Here is a 16,317-nt window from a genome sequence, read left to right on the forward strand (position 1 = left end):
CGGGACGCGAAGGTATCCGGCGCGCCAGTCTGTGAGGAGACCCGGTGCACCCTGCTTCGACCGCACTTGCCCCTGCACACTCTCGACGCGCCGAGGCGCGGAGCGTGAAGATGCGCGTGAGGAGGGCTTGCGTGGCCGTGGCCGCGGCCTCCGCCCTCTTCGCCGCCGGGTGCGGCATCGGCGGGGACAAGAAGGAGGGCCTCGGGGCGGGCGACTACACGGTGACCTCCGTGGGGGACGTCACCAACAGCGTCGTGGTCAACGGCCACATCTCGCCGATCCGCTCGATGAGCATCACCTCCCCGGTCCAGTCGAAGGTCCAGCGTCTCGCCGTCGCCGTGGGCGACCGGGTCGAGGCCGGTCAGTTCCTCGCCGAGATGGACACCGAGGCCCTCGAGCGCGAGATCGCCAACCAGCAGCGCCAGCAGGCAGCCGCCCAGGCCGAGGCGATGCAGGGCTACGAGCAGGCGCAGGCCCAGCTCGCCGCCCACACCCAGCAGGTGCGCAACGGCACCCACCCCGCCATCAGCGCCGCCCGGGCGCAGGTGGCCCAGGCGCAGGCCGAGGTCGCCGCCGCTAACGGGCAGGCCCCCCAGGAGGGAGCCCAGGCCACCGCGCCGGTCGCGGGCCGCGCGCCGGTGGAGATGGTCCTGGCCTCCAACGAGCGCGGGCAGACCGTCGGCATCGCACCCGCCGAGGCCGGCGAGGCGGCCCCGTCGCAGGGTCAGACGCAGGGCCAGGCACCGCAGCAGGCGGAGGGCCAGGCGCCCGAGCAGGCCTACTCCGACCTCCAGGCCGCCGACGGCCAGCTCCAGGCGGCCCAGGCGCAGGCGGCGCAGGAGAGCCAGCAGCTGCAGGCGCAGGCCGAGGGGGCCTGGCAGCAGGCACAGTCCGCGGGCTCCGCCGGCACCGACGACTCCCTCGAGTACCAGGTGCAGCAGAGCACCATCTACGCGCCCATCGGCGGCGTGATCTCCAGCGTCGACGTCCAGGAGGGCGACGTTCCGCAGGGGCGCATCCTCACCATCGCCGACGACTCCAGTCTGCTCATCCGCTCCGAGGTGCGCGAGGCCGACGTGCCCAACATCAAGGCCGGAGACCGGGTGAAGTTCACCTCCACCGCCACCGGCAGCAAGGAGTACACCGGCAAGGTCGGGCGCATCGCGCCGGTCGGCTCCGCGGGCGGGCAGCAGAACTCCCAGCAGGGTGCCAACTCGGGCGGCGGCGGCAGCGTCACCTTCCCCATCGAGATCGAGGTGGAGGGCGACAAGGAGGGGTTGCTGCTCGGCGGCACCGTCCGCGCCGAGATCATCACCGCCGAGGAGCCGGGCGCGCTGTCCGTCCCACGCGACGCGGTCTACGACAGCAACAAGGTCCTCGTGCTCAGCACCGGCGAGGGAGAGGACGCGAAGCAGGGCACAGTCGAGGAGCGCACCGTGACCACCGGCGCGGCCAACGAGGTCGACATCGCCGTGACCGGCGGCGACCTCAAGCCCGGCGACATCGTGATCAACTGGCCCGACGAGTACCGCGACCGCCTCGGCCAGACCGTCGGCATCGACGACCCCAAGTTCGACCCGGCGGAGGTGGACAAGGCCCGCGACACCGCCAAGGACGCCCCGGCACAAAGCCCGGAGAGCGCCCCGGCGCCGGCGCCCGCGCCCGCCGCCGAGCAGAACCAGTAGGGGGGCGTCGTGAAGCATTCGCTCACCCCGGACGAGGAGACGCGCGAGCTTGCGCCCCAGCCGACCGACATGGCGGACACGGGCCTGCTCATTGACATGCGCGGGATCGTCAAGACGTACAACCCCGGCGAGCCCAGCGAGGTGCGCGTCCTGCACGGCATCGACTTCCACACCGAGCAGGGCGAGTTCGTCTCCATCGTCGGCCCCTCGGGCTGCGGCAAGTCGACCCTGATGAACCTCATCGGCATGCTCGACCGCCCCACCGCCGGCGCCTACGCCTTCAACGGCGAGCCTGTCTACGCCAAGGAGGACAACGAGCTGGCGTCCTACCGCAGCCAGAACATCGGCTTCATCTTCCAGAACTTCAACCTCATCGGGCGCATCGACGCCCTGCAGAACGTCGCCATGCCCATGATGTACGCGGGCGTGGAGAAAAAGGAGCGCGAGGCCCGCGCCGCGGAGCTCCTCGAGCGCGTCGGCATGGGCGACCGCCTGCACCACAACCCGAACGAGCTCTCCGGCGGCCAGAAGCAGCGCGTCGCCATCGCCCGCAGCCTCGCCAACGACCCCGACCTGCTGCTTGCCGACGAACCCACCGGCGCTCTGGACTCCGTCACCGGGCGCATGGTCATGGACCTGTTCCACGAGCTCAACCAGGACCTGGGCAAGGCCATCGTGTTCATCACCCACAACCCCGACCTGGCAGAGGAGACCGGGCGCATCGTGGAGATGATGGACGGGCGCGTCAGCGGCGTGCGCACCCCCGCTGGGGCTGCATCTGCGGCCACATCTGGGGTCACGGAAGGAGGCGCAGCCCGATGAACCTGCGCGAATCCATCCGGCTCGCGGCGTCGAGCCTCAACGCGAACAAGCTGCGCTCGCTGCTCACCCTCCTGGGCATCATCATCGGCATCATGGCCGTGATCATCATCATGACGCTCGGCGCGGGCCTGCAGAAGCAGGTGTTGTCCAGCCTCGAGGGCGTCGGTGCCACGAACCACATGGTCACCGTCCACGAGCGCGACGACAGCGCCGAGCAGAGCGATGACCCGTTCGCCTCCCTCGGCTCCGCGCCGCCCAGCGAGGATCAGGACAAGGTCAGCCTGGAGCAGCTCGACGAGCTGCGCGCCCACTTCGGCGACAGGGTCCAGGGCGTCGACGTGCCGAGCTCGCTCACGCTCGAGGCGCAGGCGGCGTTCGGCGAGGAGGACTCGCCCGCGAGCGTGTACCCGGTGTTGGCGGACTCGTTCAAGATGCGCAACCTGGTCGTCGAGTACGGGCGCGTCCCGACGAGCGAGGACGTGAAAAGCCGGCGCCCGCTGGCGGTCGTCTCGCCCTCCCTGGTGGAGGCCCTGTTCCACGGCGACGCGCAGTCCGCGCTCGGCGAGCGAGTGGACCTCAACGTGGGCAGCCAGACGGCGGTGTTCACCGTCATCGGCGTGCTGGAGGAGCAGAACAACTCCGGCATGATGGGCGGCGGGGCGGCCAAGCCGACCGACGTCTACATCCCCGTCACGGCCGCCGACAGGCTGGGCCAGCCCATCATCGCGGTCGACTCTTTCGCCGTCCAGTCCGCGCCCGACGAGGAGACGGCGGCGTTCCAGTCGGAGCTGCAGAGCTACCTCGACCGCTGGTACCAGCGCAACGACAAGTACGAGATCACGGTCCTCGACCTGTCCCGCGGTCTGGAGCAGCTCACGAGCGTCTTCGACATCATCGCCCGCGTTTTGGCTGCGATCGGCGGCATCTCGCTCCTCGTCGGCGGTATCGGCGTGATGAACATCATGCTCATCACCGTCACCGAGCGCACACGCGAGATCGGCGTGCGCAAGGCGCTCGGTGCGACGCAGAACGACATCCGCACGCAGTTCATCGTCGAGGCCATGCTCGTCTGCCTCATCGGCGGCGTCATCGGCGTGGTGCTCGGCGGGGCCATCGGCATGATCGCCACGGCCTCCTTCGACGCCTTCGTCTACCCGCCGATCGGCGCCGTTGTGGCCTCGCTGCTGTTCTCCCTCGCGACGGGCGTGTTCTTCGGCGCCTACCCGGCGTCGAAAGCCGCGAAGATGCAGCCTATCGACGCCCTGCGTTACGAATAACCCCCGCTCAGCCCCGCGCAACCGCCGCGCGGGGTACGGGTTGACGGCGGCGATAAGATGAGCCGCATGGCCAAGAACTCCTCCTTCGTCCACCTCCACAACCACACGGAATTCTCCATGCTCGACGGCATGGCCAAGGTGGACCTCCTGGCGGAGGAGGTTGTGCGCCAGGGGATGCCCGCGGTGGGCATGACGGACCACGGCAACATGTTCGGCTCCAACGCGTTCTACCGGCGCATGGTCGACGCGGGGGTCAAGCCGATCATCGGCATCGAGGCCTACATGGCGCCCGAGTCGCGTTTCAACAAGAAGCGCGTGCTGTGGGGCACCCCGGACCAGAAGCCCGACGACGTCTCCGCCTCGGGCGCCTACCTGCACCAGACGATGCTGGCGGAGAACGCGACGGGCCTGCGCAACCTGTTCAAGCTGTCTTCGCTGGCGTCCTACGAGGGCCAGCTGGGCAAGTGGCCGCGCATGGACGCCGAGCTCATCGCGGAGCACGCCGACGGCATCATCGCCACCACCGGCTGCCCCTCGGGCGACGTGCAGACGCGCCTGCGCCTGGGCCAGTATGACGCCGCGCTCGAGGCGGCGGCGATGTGGCAGGACATCTACGGCAGGGACAACTACTTCCTGGAGCTGATGGACCACGGCCTGCACATCGAGCGTCGCGTGCGCGACGACCTGCTGCGCATCGGCCAGGCCCTCGACCTGCCGCCGCTGGTGACCAACGACTGCCACTACGTGCTGGAGTCGCAGGCCCCGGCGCATGAGGCGATGCTGTGCGTGCAGACGGGCAAGACGCTGCTCGACCCGGACCGCTTCAAGTTCGACGGCACGGGCTACTACATCAAGTCGGCGGCCCAGATGCGCGAGCTGTGGGATACGACGGTGCCGGACGGCTGCGACAACACGCTGTGGATCGCCGAGCGCGTGGGCGACTACGGGGAGCTGTGGGCGGAGCACCCGCACGACCGCATGCCAATCGCGGACGTGCCCGAGGGGGAGACCCCGACGACGTGGCTGCGCAAGGAGGTGCACGCGGGCCTGCGCGAGCGCTTCGACGGCGGCGAGGTGCCCGCCGAGTACACCGAGCGCGCGGACTACGAGATCGACGTCATCGACATGAAGGGCTACCCCTCGTACTTCCTCATCGTCGCGGAGCTGATCAAGCACGCCCGCGAGATCGGCATCCGCGTCGGTCCGGGCCGTGGCTCCGCGGCGGGCTCGCTGGTGGCGTACGCCCTGACGATCACGAACATCGACCCGATGGAGCACGGGCTGCTCTTTGAGAGGTTCCTCAACCCGGAGCGCCCCTCCGCCCCCGATATCGATATCGACTTCGACGACCGCCGCCGCGGCGAGATGATCACCTACGCCGCAGAGCGCTGGGGCGAGGACAAGATCGCCCAGGTGATCACCTTCGGCACGGTGAAGACGAAGCAGGCGATCAAGGACTCGGCGAAGGTGAATTTCGGCCAGCCGGGCTTCCAGATGGCGGACCGCATCAACGGTGCGCTGCCGCCAGCGATCATGGCGAAGGACATCCCTCTGTCGGGCATCACCGACCCCGAGCACGACCGCTACGCCGAGGCCGCCGAGGTGCGATCGCTCATCGAGACCGACCCCGATGTGGCGAAGATCTACGAGACGGCCCGCGGCCTCGAGGGCGTGGTGCGCCAGGCGGGCGTGCACGCCTGCGCGGTGATCATGGCCTCGGTGCCGCTGATGGACCACATCCCGATGTGGAAGCGCCCGGCCGACGGAGCGATCATCACCGGCTGGGACTACCCGGCCTGCGAGGCCATCGGCCTGCTGAAGATGGACTTCCTCGGCTTGCGCAACCTCACGGTGCTTGGCGACGCCCTGGAGAACGTGAAGAAGAACCGCGGCGAGACCCTCGACCTGGAGGCCCTCGACACCGACGACGACGGCGTCTACGAGCTGCTCTCGCGCGGCGACACCCTGGGCGTGTTCCAGCTGGACTCGGGCGGCATGCAGGAGCTGCTCAAGCGCATGCGCCCGACGGGCTTCAACGACATCGTCGCCTCGCTGGCGCTGTACCGCCCGGGTCCGATGGGCGTCAACGCCCACTGGGACTACGCCGACCGCAAGAACGGCCGCAAGCCGATCACCCCGATCCACCCCGAGCTCGAGGAGCCGCTGAAGGAGATCCTGGACGAGACCTACGGCCTCATCGTCTACCAGGAGCAGATCATGAGGATCTCGCAGAAGGTGGCGAACTACACGGCCGGCGAGGCAGACGGCTTCCGCAAGGCGATGGGCAAGAAGAAGCCCGAGGTGCTGGCGCAGCAGTACGAGAAGTTCTCGGCGGGCATGGCGGAAAACGGCTACACGAAGTCGGCGGTGGACGCGCTGTGGGGCACGATCGAGCCGTTCGCCTCCTACGCGTTCAACAAGTCCCACGCCGCCGGATACGCCCTCGTGTCCTACTGGACGGCCTACATGAAGGCGAACTACACCGCCGAGTACATGGCGGCGCTCCTGACCTCGGTGGGTGACAAGAAGGACAAGTCAGCGATCTACCTCTCCGAATGCCGCCACCTGGGGATTTCGGTGCTCCAGCCGGACATCAACGAGTCCGAGGAGAACTTCATGGCCGTCGGCGAGGACATCCGCTACGGCCTCGCCGCGGTGCGCAACGTCGGCGCCGAGGTCGTGGAGTCCATCAAGGAGACGCGCCGCACCAAGGGGACTTTCTCCAGTTTCTCCGACTACCTGGACAAGATCGACCTGCTGCCGTGCAACAAGCGCATCACCGAATCGCTGATCAAGGCCGGCGCCTTCGATTCGCTGGGGCACGCGCGCAAGGGGCTGATGCTCATCCAGGAGGACGCGGTCGATTCCGTGCTGACCACGAAGAAGGCCGCCGACAAGGGACAGTTCGACCTCTTCGCCGGGCTCGGCGGGGACAGCGGCGAGAGCTCCTCGGCCTTCGCCATCGAGGTGCCGGAGGATGAGTGGGACCGCAAGCACAAGCTGGCGCTCGAGCGCGAGATGCTCGGCCTGTACGTCTCCGGGCACCCGCTCGACGGCTTCGAGGAGGCCCTCGACGCCCAGACGGACACCCACCTCACCGACATCCTCTCCGGGGAGATGCGCAACGGTGCGGAGGTGACCATCGGCGGGCTGATCTCCAGCGTCGACAGGCGCTACTCGAAGAAGGACGGCTCGCCCTGGGCCATCGTGACGGTGGAGGACCACCACGGTGCGCAGGTGGACGTGCTTCTGTTCAACAAGGTCTACGCCCTGGTCGCGCCGCAGATCGTGGAGGACAACATCATCCTGGTCAAGGCACACGTGTCCATCCGCGACGAGCGGATGAGCCTGTTCGGCGACGACGTCAAGGTCCCCGAGCTCGGCCCGGGCAACGGAGCGGGCCTGCCGCTGCGACTCACGCTGCGCACGGAGCAGTGCACGATGGAGACGATCCGCAAGCTCAAGGACGTCCTGGTGGCCAACCCGGGCGATTCCGACGTCTACCTCAACCTTGTCCAGGGTGACCAGGCCCAGCTCATGGTCCTGGGCGACCACCTGCGGGTGGAGCGCTCCGCCAGCCTGATGGGCGACCTCAAGGCGAACCTCGGGGCGGGCATCCTCCGTTAGGAGGGCGCCGCAGCCCCGGGTTACGCTTGGCCCGTACGGCATACCGCAACGAATACGACCCGGAGGAACGTCCCATGGCCCGCACCGCCATCCGAACCACGCATGTCGGCTCACTGCCGCGCACGCCCGAGCTTCTCGACGCCAACACCCGCCGCGCCGCCGGAGAGATTGGCGAGGAGGAGTTCTACGCAATCCTCCAGCACTCCATCGACGAGGTGGTGCGGCGCCAGGTGGAGCTCGGCATCGACATCGTGAACGAGGGCGAGTACGGGCACATCACTTCCGGGGCTGTCGACTACGGCGCCTGGTGGAACTACTCGTTCTCCCGCCTCGGTGGGCTGACGATGACGGACGAGGACCGCTGGGCCTCCCAGGAGGTCAAGCGCTCCAGCCCGGGAAACATCGTGCTGACCAGCTTCGTCGACCGGCGCGACCGGGCGTTGTTCGCGGACGCGTACAACGACCCGCACTCCGGCATATTCGCGGGTCGCGCCAAGGTGGGCAACCCGAAGTTCACCGGACCCGTGACGTACATCGGCCAGAAGGAAGTCGAGGCGGACACCGGCTTCATGCGCGCTGCGATGGACAAGGTGGGGGCATCCGACGGGTTCGTCGCGGCGTTGTCCCCGGGGTCGGCCGCCCGTCTGAACAACGAGTACTACAACTCGGACGCCGAGCTTGTGCAGGCGTGCGCGGATGCGATGGCGCAGGAGTACAAGGCGATCACGGACGCCGGCTTCACCGTCCAGCTCGACGCGCCTGACCTGGCCGAATCCTGGGACCAGATCAACCCGGAGCCGTCGCTGGCCGATTACCGTGCATGGCTGCGCGTGCGCGTCGACGCCATCAACTCCGCGGTTGCCGGTCTGCCGCGAGAAAAGACGCGCCTGCACATCTGCTGGGGCTCCTGGCATGGCCCCCACGTCACCGACGTGCCCTTCGAGGACATCGTGGAGGAAATCCTGCGTGCCGAGGTCGGGGGGTTCTCCTTTGAGGCGTCGTCGCCGCGGCACGCCCACGAGTGGCGAGTGTGGCGCGACCATGACCTCCCAGCAGGGACGGTGATTTACCCGGGCGTGGTTTCCCACAGCACGAACGCTGTGGAACACCCGCGTCTGGTCGCGGACCGGATTATCAGGTTCGCAGAGATCGTCGGCCCCGACAACGTTGTGGCCTCCTCGGACTGCGGCCTCGGTGGGCGCCTGAACCACCAGATCGCGTGGGCGAAGTTGGGCTCGCTCGTGGAGGGAGCGCGCATCGCCTCGGCCGAGCTCTACGGCTAACCACCATCCCGACGACGCCAGCCCCGCCGGATTCTGGAGGGGACGGCGACGGCGTGGCCGGTGGAGGATCTCTCGGCGGTCTTCGCCGCCGCCGGGGCAGACGCGAGGGAAAGCGTGACAGCTGCGGCGGACAGACGGCGCAGGGGGCGTTCCCACGGTCGCGCAGCGGCCGGCGGGTGGAGCTTCACTTTAGGGAATCTTCGCCTCGGCGATCCTGCCCGTGAGGACGCCGGCCGTGGAGGACGGGGAGCTGGAGGTGGAGCTGGCCCCGGGGGCGTCGAGAAGCGAGGCGAGACTGAAGACGGTGGTCGTGCCGGAAACCTCGGTTCCTGATGCGCGCTTTCTCGGAGTAGGCCTCCCGGTCGCGCGCGTCGCTCTCGTTCGCCGGGACGAGGTAGGTCTGGCCGCCGGTGGTGTAGGCGGCGAAGAAGTCGGGCTGCAGCATGGCCTTGACCGGACGCGTCCTCCGGGTGATTGAGCCGCTCTTGTCGGATGGGTCGAAGCCGACCTTGCTGCGGTCGGTGTAACCGGGGGGAAGACGTTCTCAACGGTGGCGGTCGCGATGTCCACGACGGCCACGGCGTTGTTCTCCTGCAGAGTGACGTAGGCCTTGCCTTCGGCGGTGGCAATGTACTCCGGTTCGCGGTTCTGGGCCTCGCTGGTGGACGCGCCGACCTGGCCGAGGATGTGCACCCCCTTGTCCGCGAGGGTCCCCGCGAACGCGCGGAAACCCGCCGTGTGCGCATCGTCCTGTGCGGCCGCCGCGACGTCTTCGGGCAGCTTGACGACGCCCATGGAACCCTCCGGGTCGACGGAGTAGTCCGCGGTGGGCTCGTCCTCGTCGGCCACGAGAGCGTACTCACCGTCGGCGGTGGTGGTGACCATGTCAGGCAGTGAGCCGACCGTGACACGGCCAGCCCGTCGGGGCGCACGGTGACGGAGTTGATCGTCGCGGCATCGCCCCCGCTGACGGTGCCCACCCGCGTCGGCATGGTGGGGTCGGGGACGTCGATGAGCCCGCTCTGTGCGTTCACGGTGAGCAGGCGCTTCGACGCCGCGTGGTATAGGCCACGATCTCCTCCGCCGACTTCTCGAAGACCCCGGTGTCGGCGGAACCGATCGTCTCGAGGGCATTGGTGGAATCACCGGCCTGGTCGTATACGGGCTCGGGCACGACCACCGCGAACGCGGGGGTGGCAAGGCAGGCGGAAGCGGTCCGGGCGGTGGGGCAGGCGGCACCGGGCACACGGGATCGGAGCACGGTCAGTACCTCGGGTCCGGGGAAGCGGAAAATGACGAATCATTCATAGCGGCAGCGGGGGTCCGCGAGGTGACGTGAGGGAAGGTGGGAGGCGAAGGGAAGGCGAATTCGCGGTCGGCCGGGCGGTAACACCTGTTACCTGGCGGGCTATAGGTAAATGAACGTCCGCCAAGTGAGAGGAATGCGATGGAAACCACCGCGACATGGAGCGTCGAACCGGAGGTCACCTGGGGAGACAAGGCGGGCCTGGCCCTCCTCGGCGCAGTCTTCGGTGCCAGCTGCCGCGACAACGCGGTGCTGCGGAGGGTGAACGGCACAGCGCGGGAGCTGGAGCGGCGGGGGCTGCGCACCGACTCCCTGAAGGAGGTCGCCGCACTGGACGAGAACTTCCTGGCGGAGTTCATGGGCCGCGCCCGCCTGAACCCCGGCAGGAGGCGCCGGGTCTCGAGGGCGGAGGCGGCCCGGGCCGCGGCAGGCAGGATCGCCGCCCTGGGCGTCGACACCGCGGCCGACGTCAGGGCCTACGCGCGTCGCGCCAGCGGCGCCGAGGACATCCTGCGCAGCTACAGCTCGGTCGCGGGGCTGGGCCGGGTAAGCGGGGAGCGGTTCCTTGCTCTCCTCGGTGCTGCGGGCCCGGAGGGCGAGGCGTAGCGCGCGGCGCGGTCGGCCCGGGTTTCGGCGACCTGGAGTTGCGGAACGCAAAATGTCGACAGAGCGGATGGGAGAGCGACGGCGGGGAAAGGACCAGGCCACCCATGTGCGCGCAAGCACCGGGCCCATCTGCTGTGGGTGAATTACACGGGGCAGAACGGCTTGGGGAAGGGTTTCCCCTTCTGCACCTTCTTCACGGCTGTCCCAGTCTCTACAGAATTGATCTTCGCGCCCGCCGCAGTGTCCGGGTTAAGTTTCGTGCCCCGATGGCGGCGGCGCAACGAGCACGTCAGGCTGCGGGACTGGGGGACGCGCATTCGAATGCTCGGGTTCGAACCTCCGACTTCCGGGTCGCGGCCCCAGCTCGCTATTCTCCGGAAAGCCTGTTTTTTCGTGATCTTCGCCGATAAACTTCTTTCACACCCGCGCGTCCGCCCCAATGCCGGATGAACGGTTCGAGGTTTGGGGTCCGCACGTCCTATTGCGCGGTGAGGCGCAGACCGAAGATTTCCTTTCCAGTTGACAACAACCACCCAGAAAAGGTTCCTCATGCCGAACGCCGAAACCTCCGCGCTTGAGCGCCTCACCGCGGCCGTATCTGATCTTGATCGGGATCTGTTCACGCGCTACAAGGGAGGGTGGATCAATCAGATCGGGATTGCGTTGTGGGATGCCGTCTACAGCATCGGCTCCCAGTACAGCGGGGTGGCTCCGCGTCTGGACGAAATGAGGGGGTGGCTCGCCAAGGAGGGGCTCAGCGAAGACTCCCTCCACGTTGTCGCAAACCTCCCGGAGGACGCGGTCGTGAAGATAATGGGGGCCACCCGTGTCGCGCCGGGGCGCGCGAGGAGCGTCACGAAAGCTGCGGCCGCGCGTCAAGCGGCGATAGCGATCGCAGGACTGGAGATCGACTCGGCGTGCGATCTGCGCGATCACGTCTCAGCGCACAGAGATGGCCCCGTAGAAGGCGCGAAAGAGATCCTCAAAACTTACAGCTCTGTTTACGGGTTGGGGAAGGTGACGGGGGAGTACTTCCTCATGCTCCTCGGTATCCCTGGGGTGAAAACGGACCGAATGGTCACGCGGTTCGTGGCAAAAGCCGTCGGTAAGCCGGTCGGGCCAGAAGAAGCGCGCAGCCTCGTTGTCGCGGCCCACGAGGCTTTGAGCCCCTCGACTCTGTCCGGGGTGAGCCTAACCCAGCTCGATCACGCCATCTGGCTACACACCAGAGGTGACTCCGAGTAGATCGCCCGTGCATGAGGTCTACACTATCTCATCATGAGTACACCCTCCACCACCCAGGCAGTGCACGCGGCGGATATCCAGGCGGCGCAGGCCAAGATTTCCTCCGTGATTGAGCCGACGCCCCTGCAGTACTGCCCGCGGCTGTCGCAGCGCTACGGCCTGGAGGTGTACCTCAAGCGTGAGGACCTGCAGGACGTGCGCTCCTACAAGATCCGCGGCGCCTACTACAACGTCGCCTCGCTGACCGAGGAGGAGAAGGCGGCGGGCGTCGTCGCGGCTTCGGCGGGCAACCACGCCCAGGGCGTGGCCTACGCCTGCCGGGCCATGGGGATCAAGGGCAAGATCTTCGTTCCCAAGCCGACGCCGAAGCAGAAGCGCGACCGCATCCTCGTGCACGGCGGGGACAACATCGAGCTCGTGGTCACGGGCAACACGTTCGACGAGGCGGCGGAGGCCGCCGGCGCTGACGCCGCCGAGCGCGGGGCGACCGTCGTGGAGCCTTTCGACGCCCGCGAGACCGTCATCGGCCAGGGCACCGTCGCCGCGGAGATCCTCACCCAGCTGACGGGCCTGGGCCGGGAGCTCGACAGCGTCGTGGTGCCCGTCGGCGGCGGCGGCCTCGCCGCCGGGATCGCCTCCTACCTGGCCGACATGTCGCCGCGGACCTCGATCGTGGCGGTCGAGCCGGCCGGTGCGGCGTCGATGGCGGCCGCCGTGGCCAACGGCGGCCCGGTGACGCTGAACTCCATCGACCCGTTCGTCGACGGCGCGGCGGTGAAGCGCGCCGGGCAGTTCCCCTACGAGGTCATCGAGCGCAACCTGGGCCGCATCCACCTCATCACCAGCGAGGAGGGGGAGGTGTGCACCGAGATGCTGGAGCTGTACCAGAACGAGGGCATCATCGCCGAGCCGGCCGGGGCCCTTTCCGTGGCGGGCCTCAACGGGGTCAACCTGGAGCCCGGCAGCACCGTCGTCTGCGTCATCTCCGGCGGCAACAATGACGTCCTGCGCTACGCGGAGATCATGGAGCGCTCCCTGGTGCACCGCGGCCTGAAGCACTACTTCCTGGTCAACTTCCCGCAGGAGCCGGGCCAGCTGCGAAACTTCCTCACCAACATCCTCGGCGAGGACGACGACATCGTGCTGTTCGAGTACCTGAAGAAGAACAACCGCGAGACGGGCGTGGCGCTCGTCGGTGTGGAGCTGACCCGCGCCCGCGACCTCGACCCGCTGCTGGAGCGGATGGAGGCCTCGCCGATCGAGTGCCGCCGCCTCATGCCAGGCACCGACGAGTACGAGTTCATCGTCGCCGGCTAGCGCGGCTGGAGCACCGCGAACTCCCACGGGCCGAGGACGGTGGACTCAGGCCCGACCTCCGGGTCGTTGAAGGAGTAGACCAGAGTGCCGCCCGCCGGGACGGTGACCGGGGCGTCGCTGAGGTTCGCTGCGAGCAGGACGTCGTCGTAGCCCATGGTGAGCCAGCCGTCGCCGTGCTCGACGCGCAGCTCGCGCAGGTCCTCCCGGTCGAGGCGGTACTCCTCCCGCATGCCTATGAGCGCCTGGTACGTCTCGAAGATTTCGTCCTGCGCGGCGTTGAACTCCCAGTTCAGCCGGGCGCTGTCGAAGGTGGCGGGGTCGGCCGGGTCGGGCACGTCCTCGGGGTTCCAGCCAAGCCGGGCGAACTCGCTGAAGCGGCCCTCGCGGGTGAGCCGGTTCAGCTCGTCGTCGGTGTGCGAAACGAAGAAGGGGAAGGGGGTCGCCGCGGCGAATTCCTCGCCCATGAACAGCATGGGGGTGAAGGGGGAGAAGAGAACCAGGGCGGCCTTGAGCGCCAGCTGGGTCGGAGTGAGGTTCTGCGAGGGCCTGTCGCCGGCGGCGCGGTTGCCGGTCTGGTCGTGGGTGGTGGTGTAGGCGATCAGCCGCCAGGGGGCCACGTGAGCCAGGTCCAGGGGACGGCCGTGGCGGCGGCGCCGGTACTCGGAGTAGTGGCCGCGGAAGCGGTAGCCGTGGGCGAGGGTGTCGGCGAGGATCTCGAGCGTCCCGTAATCGACGTAGTAGGCGCCGCGCTCGCCCGAGACCAGGGTGTGGATGGCGTGGTGGACGTCGTCGAGCCACTGTGCGGACAGCCCGTAGCCGCCGACGGATTCGTCGTTGATGATGCGCGGGTCGTTCAGGTCCGACTCGCCGATGATGATGCGGGGCACGCCCGTCTGCGCGGCGATCTCGTCGGCGACGGCCCGGATGTCCTCCATGATGGAGTAGGCGAGGCGGTCGTCGTAGGAGTGGATGGCGTCGAGGCGCAGGCCGTCGACGTGGAACTCGCCGAGCCACTGCTGGACGGCGTCGAGGACAAAGGAGCGCACCTCGTCGGAGCTCGGCCCGGAGAAGTTGATCACGTCGCCCCAGCCGGTGCTGCCCGCCGTCATGTAGGGGCCGAACTGGCCGTTGTAGTTGCCGTCGGGGCCGAAGTGGTTGTACACCACGTCCATGAACACGGCCAGCCCGGCGTTGTGGGCGGCGTCGACAAGCTCCTTGAGCCCCTCGGGCCCGCCGTAGGACTGCTGCACCGCGAACCAGTCGACCCCGTCGTAACCCCAGTTGCGGATGCCGCCGAAGGGCTGCACCGGCATGAGCTCGATGGCGGTCACGCCCAGCTCGGCGAGGTAGCCGAGCTTCTCGATCACCCCCGCGAACGTCCCGCTCGGGCTGAACGTGCCCACGTGCAGCTCGTAAATCACCTGCCCGCGCAGCTCGCGGCCGCGCCAGGCGTCGTCGGTCCATGGGTAGTCCGTGGCCACGACCTCGGAGGGGCCGTGGATGCCCTCCGGCTGTGCGCGCGAGCGCGGGTCGGGCAGCGGCTTCGACCACTCGGTGCCGTTGAACAGGCTGTAGGAGTAGCGTTGCCCGGGAGCGGGCGCGACGTCGTCCGGGGCAGCGACCCACCAGCCGCGGCGCTCCGGGTCGCGCAGCAGGGTGTGCTCGGCCCCATCGACGATCAGCTTCACGTCGTGGGCGAAGGGGGCCCAGACCTCGAATTTTTCCGGCACGTTCTCCGGCGCGTTCGCTGGCACAGGGGCGGGAGCAGACATGTCACCAACCTTATGGACACGCACCGCGCCCGGGCAACCCCGCCGCGCGCGGTAGAGTGCAGGAATCATGCCCGCCACACCTTCCGCCTACGAGCTGCCCCGCACCGGGGCGCCCGTCACCCACGAGATCGAGATCAAGCGCTCCCGCTTCATCACCTGGATCGGCAGGGTCGGCGACGAAGCGGAGGCCCGCGCGTTCATCGCCTCGGCGCGCGATGCCTTCCCCGACGCTCGCCACCACTGCTCGGCGTACATCTACCGGGTTGAAGGGGCCCAGCCGGTGGAGCGCTCCTCCGACGACGGGGAGCCCTCCGGCACCGCGGGCAAGCCGATGCTCGAGGCCCTGAAGGGCTCGGGGATGAGCGACATCGCCGCGGTGGTCACCCGCTACTTCGGCGGCACCAAGCTCGGCACCGGTGGCCTGGTCAGCGCCTATTCGACGTCGGTAAGCGAGGCCCTCGGGCTCGTCGAGCGCGCCACGCGCACCCCGCGGAGCACGGCGACGGTCGCGCTACCCCACGCCGAGGCCGGGCGCGTCGAGGCGGAGCTGCGCGCCGCCGGGGTCGACGTGATCGGCGTCGATTACGGCTCGCTCGCCCGCTACACTCTCGCCTTCGACCCCGCCAAGCGAGCGCTTGTCGACGCCCTCCTCGCCGCCTCCACCAAAGGCAGCGCCGAGCTGGAGGAACCCGATGGGCCGGGCTACGTGTGGGTGGAGTCCTGACCGGCTACTATGGTGCGCATGACTTTGCAGCCGCGCCCGAACAACCCCATCGAGCAGCGTAAGCAGGCTGTTCGCCGCTACTCCCGCAACGCCGTCGTGTGGGCGGGTGCCGGGGTGACCGGAGGCGTGGCGCTGGCGCTTCTCGCCCACTCGTGGTTCTTCCTCGCCGTCGGCCTCATCGTCGCCGTGGCGGGCGGGTGGAGCAACTACGCCAAGGTGCAGAAGATCGTCAACCACCGCGACCAGTACTAGGCGCCGATGGCCACGAACGACGGTTCGGCCGTGCGCGTCGACGTGTGGCTCTGGGCGGCGCGCATCTTCAAAACGCGCTCCCAGTCTGCCGAGGCCGTGCGCGCCGGCCACGTCAAGCTCAACGATCAGGCGACGAAGCCCGCCGCCCAGGTCGTGCCCGGTGACCGGCTGCGGGTGTGGAAGGACCACCGCTACCTCGAGTTCGAGGTCACCGGCACGTCGAAGAAGCGCGTCGGGGCGCCGGTGGCGCGCACGCTGTACATCGACAAGTCCCCGCCGCCCCCGCCGCGCGACATCTTCGCCTCCCTGCCCGTGCGCGAGAGGGGAGCGGGCCGGCCGACGAAGAAGGACCGCCGCGCCCTCGACCGGCTCCGGGGGCGCGACTGACCTCGGCGTCGGCA

At 68.6% G+C, this 16,317-nt stretch carries 14 protein-coding genes and 1 pseudogene; 11 read left to right on the forward strand and 4 right to left on the reverse strand.

The genetic code is table 11. The features are described from left to right. The first annotated feature begins 131 nt into the window (after positions 1 to 131). The 5 genes from DYZ02_RS11690 to DYZ02_RS10520 all read left to right on the forward strand — a co-directional run bounded on the left by DYZ02_RS11690 (position 132) and on the right by DYZ02_RS10520 (position 8,694). A complete protein-coding gene (locus tag DYZ02_RS11690; protein WP_181896961.1) occupies positions 132 to 1,685 on the forward strand; it encodes an efflux RND transporter periplasmic adaptor subunit in 1,554 nt (517 codons plus the stop codon). Positions 1,686 to 1,754: 69 nt separating this feature from the next. After that, positions 1,755 to 2,507: an ABC transporter ATP-binding protein gene (locus tag DYZ02_RS10505; protein ID WP_115686468.1), complete on the forward strand. Its 753-nt coding sequence runs from the start codon at positions 1,755 to 1,757 to the stop codon at positions 2,505 to 2,507. Beyond that, positions 2,504 to 3,784 (forward strand): ABC transporter permease, encoded by a 1,281-nt coding sequence (locus tag DYZ02_RS10510; RefSeq protein ID WP_115686201.1) that lies wholly within the window; start codon positions 2,504 to 2,506, stop codon positions 3,782 to 3,784. Before DYZ02_RS10505 ends, DYZ02_RS10510 begins: the two co-directional genes overlap by 4 nt. Positions 3,785 to 3,850: 66 nt before the next feature. Beyond that, entirely contained in the window at positions 3,851 to 7,411 is a 3,561-nt protein-coding gene (dnaE, locus tag DYZ02_RS10515; RefSeq protein ID WP_115686202.1) for a DNA polymerase III subunit alpha, read from the forward strand. A gap of 74 nt (positions 7,412 to 7,485) precedes the next feature. Then, entirely contained in the window at positions 7,486 to 8,694 is a 1,209-nt protein-coding gene (locus DYZ02_RS10520) for a cobalamin-independent methionine synthase II family protein (RefSeq protein WP_115686203.1), read from the forward strand. A gap of 184 nt (positions 8,695 to 8,878) precedes the next feature. Here DYZ02_RS10520 and DYZ02_RS11735 read toward each other — a convergent pair whose 3' ends face one another. From DYZ02_RS11735 to DYZ02_RS10530, 3 genes and pseudogenes are all read right to left on the reverse strand, one after another. Further along, the gene (locus DYZ02_RS11735; protein ID WP_425451043.1) at positions 8,879 to 9,169 is read right to left on the reverse strand and encodes a choice-of-anchor I domain-containing protein; all 291 of its coding nucleotides are present in this window, start codon (positions 9,167 to 9,169) and stop codon (positions 8,879 to 8,881) included. A gap of 119 nt (positions 9,170 to 9,288) precedes the next feature. Continuing rightward, a pseudogene (locus DYZ02_RS11740) lies at positions 9,289 to 9,828 on the reverse strand (choice-of-anchor I domain-containing protein); the annotation flags it as partial. Further along, positions 9,725 to 9,955, reverse strand: a complete 231-nt coding sequence (locus DYZ02_RS10530) for a hypothetical protein (protein ID WP_147291508.1) — start codon at positions 9,953 to 9,955, stop codon at positions 9,725 to 9,727. The gene DYZ02_RS10530 and the pseudogene DYZ02_RS11740, both read right to left, overlap by 104 nt. A gap of 186 nt (positions 9,956 to 10,141) precedes the next feature. Here DYZ02_RS10530 and DYZ02_RS10535 point away from each other — a divergent pair, with 186 nt between their 5' ends. The 3 genes from DYZ02_RS10535 (at position 10,142) to ilvA (ending at position 13,168) form a co-directional block, all read left to right on the forward strand. Beyond that, positions 10,142 to 10,606 carry a hypothetical protein gene (locus tag DYZ02_RS10535; RefSeq protein ID WP_115686206.1) on the forward strand — a complete coding sequence of 155 codons (465 nt, stop codon included), beginning with the start codon at positions 10,142 to 10,144 and terminating at the stop codon, positions 10,604 to 10,606. Between the two features lie 549 nt (positions 10,607 to 11,155). Further along, positions 11,156 to 11,851: a hypothetical protein gene (locus tag DYZ02_RS10540; RefSeq protein ID WP_115686207.1), complete on the forward strand. Its 696-nt coding sequence runs from the start codon at positions 11,156 to 11,158 to the stop codon at positions 11,849 to 11,851. A gap of 33 nt (positions 11,852 to 11,884) precedes the next feature. Next, positions 11,885 to 13,168, forward strand: a complete 1,284-nt coding sequence (gene ilvA / locus DYZ02_RS10545) for a threonine ammonia-lyase IlvA (RefSeq protein ID WP_181896962.1) — start codon at positions 11,885 to 11,887, stop codon at positions 13,166 to 13,168. Here the strand turns inward: ilvA and treZ are convergent. Next, positions 13,165 to 14,940: a malto-oligosyltrehalose trehalohydrolase gene (treZ, locus tag DYZ02_RS10550; RefSeq protein WP_115686209.1), complete on the reverse strand. Its 1,776-nt coding sequence runs from the start codon at positions 14,938 to 14,940 to the stop codon at positions 13,165 to 13,167. The two genes, ilvA and treZ, sit on opposite strands and share 4 nt — an antisense overlap. A 67-nt stretch (positions 14,941 to 15,007) precedes the next feature. Between treZ and DYZ02_RS10555 the strand changes: the two genes are divergently transcribed. Genes DYZ02_RS10555 through DYZ02_RS10565 form a run of 3 tightly spaced genes read left to right on the forward strand, consistent with a single transcriptional unit; the run spans position 15,008 to position 16,303 of the window. Beyond that, positions 15,008 to 15,664 (forward strand): IMPACT family protein, encoded by a 657-nt coding sequence (locus DYZ02_RS10555; protein ID WP_115686210.1) that lies wholly within the window; start codon positions 15,008 to 15,010, stop codon positions 15,662 to 15,664. An 18-nt stretch (positions 15,665 to 15,682) separates the two neighbouring features. Continuing rightward, positions 15,683 to 15,916: a hypothetical protein gene (locus tag DYZ02_RS10560; protein WP_115686469.1), complete on the forward strand. Its 234-nt coding sequence runs from the start codon at positions 15,683 to 15,685 to the stop codon at positions 15,914 to 15,916. Positions 15,917 to 15,922: 6 nt separating this feature from the next. Next, the gene (locus DYZ02_RS10565; protein ID WP_115686211.1) at positions 15,923 to 16,303 is read left to right on the forward strand and encodes an RNA-binding S4 domain-containing protein; all 381 of its coding nucleotides are present in this window, start codon (positions 15,923 to 15,925) and stop codon (positions 16,301 to 16,303) included. Positions 16,304 to 16,317: the final 14 nt, after the last annotated feature.

It is taken from the genome of Corynebacterium senegalense (assembly GCF_900411315.1).
Taxonomy (GTDB): Bacteria; Actinomycetota; Actinomycetes; order Mycobacteriales; family Mycobacteriaceae; genus Corynebacterium; species Corynebacterium senegalense.

Bases quoted from the DNA above. Each gene is read 5' to 3' on its own strand.
- DYZ02_RS10505 (WP_115686468.1), top strand. From the start codon at position 1,755: ATGGCGGACACGGGCCTGCTCATTGACATGCGCGGGATCGTCAAGACG.
- DYZ02_RS10510 (WP_115686201.1), top strand. From the start codon at position 2,504: ATGAACCTGCGCGAATCCATCCGGCTCGCGGCGTCGAGCCTCAACGCG.
- dnaE (WP_115686202.1), top strand. From the start codon at position 3,851: ATGGCCAAGAACTCCTCCTTCGTCCACCTCCACAACCACACGGAATTC.
- DYZ02_RS10520 (WP_115686203.1), top strand. From the start codon at position 7,486: ATGGCCCGCACCGCCATCCGAACCACGCATGTCGGCTCACTGCCGCGC.
- DYZ02_RS10535 (WP_115686206.1), top strand. From the start codon at position 10,142: ATGGAAACCACCGCGACATGGAGCGTCGAACCGGAGGTCACCTGGGGA.
- DYZ02_RS10540 (WP_115686207.1), top strand. From the start codon at position 11,156: ATGCCGAACGCCGAAACCTCCGCGCTTGAGCGCCTCACCGCGGCCGTA.
- ilvA (WP_181896962.1), top strand. From the start codon at position 11,885: ATGAGTACACCCTCCACCACCCAGGCAGTGCACGCGGCGGATATCCAG.
- treZ (WP_115686209.1), bottom strand. From the start codon at position 14,940: ATGTCTGCTCCCGCCCCTGTGCCAGCGAACGCGCCGGAGAACGTGCCG.
- DYZ02_RS10555 (WP_115686210.1), top strand. From the start codon at position 15,008: ATGCCCGCCACACCTTCCGCCTACGAGCTGCCCCGCACCGGGGCGCCC.
- DYZ02_RS10560 (WP_115686469.1), top strand. From the start codon at position 15,683: ATGACTTTGCAGCCGCGCCCGAACAACCCCATCGAGCAGCGTAAGCAG.
- DYZ02_RS10565 (WP_115686211.1), top strand. From the start codon at position 15,923: ATGGCCACGAACGACGGTTCGGCCGTGCGCGTCGACGTGTGGCTCTGG.